2 protein-coding genes are annotated in these 3,146 nt (G+C 72.6%); both read left to right on the top strand.

Translation table 11 applies throughout. The features are described from left to right. Positions 1-106: 106 nt before the first annotated feature. The gene (locus tag C1I97_RS33995; protein WP_111006853.1) at positions 107-1,483 is read left to right on the top strand and encodes an NAD(P)/FAD-dependent oxidoreductase; all 1,377 of its coding nucleotides are present in this window, start codon (positions 107-109) and stop codon (positions 1,481-1,483) included. Between the two features lie 162 nt (positions 1,484-1,645). After that, positions 1,646-3,146 (top strand): SpoIIE family protein phosphatase (locus C1I97_RS33990; protein ID WP_111006852.1); only part of this gene is annotated, 1,501 nt, incomplete at its 3' end.

Raw genomic sequence — 3,146 nt, 5'->3', positions numbered from 1 at the left:
CCCTTCCCCCGACAGTGGCATTTCGGCCAACCCCGCGCCGCCCCGGCCGCCGGTCATACAATTCGCCGGGCCTGTGGACAAACGACTGCGCCCGGTGCGTCATGGGATGGTGAAGGAACGTGCGCGCATTCTCGTTGTCGGCGGCGGCTACGTCGGGATGTACACGGCCCTGCGCCTGCAGCGGACGATGAAACAGGAGCTCAGGCGGGGCGAGGCCGAGATCACGGTGGTCACGCCCGACCCCTACATGACCTATCAGCCCTTCCTGCCCGAAGCCGCCGCCGGGGCGATCTCCCCCCGGCACGTCGTCGTCCCCCTGCGTCGCGTCCTCGACCAGTGCCGCATCATCGTCGGCGAGGTCGCCTCCATCGACCACGCGCACCGCACCGCGACCCTCATCACCCTCGCCACCGAGGAGACCGGGGGCGCCGAGAAGCTGACGTACGACGAACTCGTCCTCGCCCCGGGCTCCGTCTCGCGCACCCTGCCCATCCCCGGCCTCGTCGACTACGGCATCGGTTTCAAGACCGTCGAGGAGGCCATCGGCCTGCGCAACCACGTCCTCGAACAGATGGACATCGCCTCCTCCACCCGCGACCCCGAGGTCCGCGACGCCGCCCTCACCTTCGTCTTCGTCGGCGGCGGCTACGCGGGCGTGGAGGCGCTCGGCGAACTGGAGGACATGGCCCGCTACGCCGCGCGCTACTACCACAACGTCAAGCCCGAGGACATGAAGTGGATCCTCGTGGAGGCCTCGGACCGGATCCTGCCCGAGGTCGGCGAGGAGATGGGCCGCTACACCGTCACCGAACTGCGCCGCCGCAACATCCAGGTCCTGCTCCGCACCCGCCTGGAGTCCTGCGCCGACCGGGTCGTCGTCCTCAGCGACGGGCAGCGCTTCCCGACCCGTACGGTCGTGTGGACCGCCGGCGTCAAACCGCACCCCCTCCTCGCCACCACCGACCTGCCGCTGAACGGACGCGGGCGCCTGAAGTGCACCGCCCGGCTGACCGTCGACGGCGTCGAACACGCCTGGGCCGCGGGCGACGCCGCCGCCGTCCCCGACGTCACCGCCGCCGAACCGGACAGCCTGACCCCGCCCAACGCCCAGCACGCCCTCCGCCAGGCCAGGCTCCTGGCCGACAACATCGCCCACTCCCTGCGCGGCGAGCCCCTCGAGACGTATGCGCACAGGAACGCCGGCTCGGTCGCCTCACTCGGACTGCACAAGGGCGTGGCACAGGTCTACGGGCGCAAACTGAAGGGCTACCCCGCCTGGTTCATGCACCGCGCCTACCACCTCAGCAGGGTGCCCACCTTCAACCGCAAGGCCCGGGTGCTCGCCGAGTGGACACTCGCGGGACTGTTCAAACGGGAGATCGTCTCCCTGGGCTCGCTCGAACACCCTCGAGCGGAGTTCGAACTGGCGGCCGGGGGAAAGCATCCTCTCGACCCGAACATCAACCCGAAAGGGTCGTCCTGACCGGACCGAGGAACTTCACCGCACGCCCCGGCGTCCCACGGATGACGCATTCCCGCTGTGGCACACCCCCGGGGCGGTAAGAATGTGCGGCACCGCCGCGCGGCCCCAGATTCCCGGCCGGGCCCGGAGCTGGCCTGAGACGACGACACGAGGCAAGGATTCGTGAACTTCACGCGCTGGAGCGCCCGGCTCCCCGGCATCCCCGGAACGCAGCGCCGCGCCGCAGCGCGGACCGAGCTCGCGGCCGTCCCGGCCCGCCGGGCGGACGGCTCCGTACCCGCGGCCCGCGCCGAACAACTGACCGACGAACCGGTACCGGTGCCCGCCGTCGACGAGCTCCCCGCGCGCGAGGTCCTCGACCGCGTCCCGGCCCTCGTCGCCCTCGTCCACGGCCCGGACCACCGCACCGCCTACGTCAACGACGCCTACAAGGCGGCCTTCGGCGTACGCCCCCTCGGCGCACCCGCCCGCGAGGCCCTGCCCGAACTGCGCGAACTGGGCCTGCTCCCGCTCCTCGACCAGGTCCTGCGCAGCGGCAGGCCCCGCACCCTGAAGTCCCGCAAGGCCCCGGACGGCCGCTCGTACACGTTCACGTGCACACCGGTCGCCGAGGGCGACCACCGCACCACGGGCACCGGCGTACTGGTCTTCGCCACCGACGTCACCGACCACGCCGAGGCCGCCGAACGGCTGCGCGCCAGCGAGCGCCGGCAGCGCGAGACCGCGGTCACCCTCCAGCGCTCACTCCTGCCCCAGGTACTGGAACAGCCCGACGACCTGCGCATCGCCGCCACCTACCAGCCGGGCGGCACGGAAGCCGCGGTCGGCGGCGACTGGTACGACGTCATCACCCTCGGCGGCGGCCGCACGGCCCTGGTCATCGGCGACGTGATGGGACGCGGCGTGCGGGCGGCCGCGGTCATGGGCCAACTCCGCACCGCCGTCCGGGCCTACGCCCGCCTGGACCTCCCCCCGCACGAGGTGCTCCAGCTCCTCGACGGCCTCGCCATGGAGATCGACGCCAACCAGATCGCGACCTGCGCCTACGCCATCCACGACCCCAACGAGGGCCGGCTGGTGTACGCCTCCGCCGGGCACCTGCCGATCCTCGTCCGCGACGAGAACGGCACCGTCCATCGCGCCGACGAACCCACCGGCCCGCCGCTCGGCACCGGCGGCTGGGTGCACGCCTCCGGCTCACTCCCCCTGGGCCCCGGCTCCACGGCGGTCCTCTACACCGACGGCCTGGTGGAACGCCGCGACGAGGACCTCGACGAGGGCATCGCGGCCCTGGAACGCGCCCTCGCCGGCGCCACCGGCACCCCCCAGGTGATCTGCGACCGCCTGGTCCGCTCGGCCGGCGTCCAGGCCGACCACGACGACGACGTGGCCGTCCTCGTCCTCCAGCACCCCGCCCGCTCCGGCCCGGACAGCGAGCTCTTCCGCAACGCGGCCCTCGAACTGCTCGGCGGGGTGGAGGCGGCCCCACGCGCGCGTGCGTTCGCCTCCGGCGTGCTCACCAGCTGGCGTTTCCCGGCCGACCTGCACGACCTGGGCGTCCTCGCCGCGAGCGAACTGGTCGCCAACTCCCTCCAGCACGGCACCCCACCCATGCGCCTGCGCCTGCGCCGCACCGACCGCCGCCTCATCGTCGAGGTCACCG

This window comes from Streptomyces sp. NTH33 (assembly GCF_003236365.1).
In the GTDB taxonomy this organism is placed as follows: domain Bacteria; phylum Actinomycetota; class Actinomycetes; order Streptomycetales; family Streptomycetaceae; genus Streptomyces.
This window is presented reverse-complemented; position numbering and strand designations above follow the sequence as displayed.